Source organism: Mesorhizobium sp. M7A.F.Ca.MR.362.00.0.0, from assembly GCF_004023175.1.
In the GTDB taxonomy this organism is placed as follows: Bacteria; Pseudomonadota; Alphaproteobacteria; order Rhizobiales; family Rhizobiaceae; genus Mesorhizobium.
On sequence record NZ_RZTF01000169.1, the window covers coordinates 12,516 to 12,758 of the forward strand.

General features: G+C 66.3%; 1 pseudogene. It reads left to right on the forward strand.

Annotation, left to right across the window (positions count from 1 at the left end):
* Positions 1-243: pseudogene (locus EOC06_RS42995) on the forward strand (transcriptional regulator); the annotation flags it as partial.

The following is a 243-nucleotide window of genomic DNA, read 5'->3' on the forward strand; positions in this document are numbered from 1 at the left end:
GCTGACGATCGAGGGCAACCGGCTGCATCTGCGCACGGCGGAAGCCTTTGCGCTGATATCGACCCATTCCGACCGCTGGGTCGAGCCGCGTGGCACGGCGGTGGTGCGGCTGACCTCGATCCCCTCGGTCAGCGGGCTGTGGCTGATGCCGCGCATGGCGGCTCTGGAGAACAATCCCTCGAAGCTGCGCATCGTGCTCGATGTCGATATCCGCCAGGCCGACCTTGCCGATGAGGGCATCGA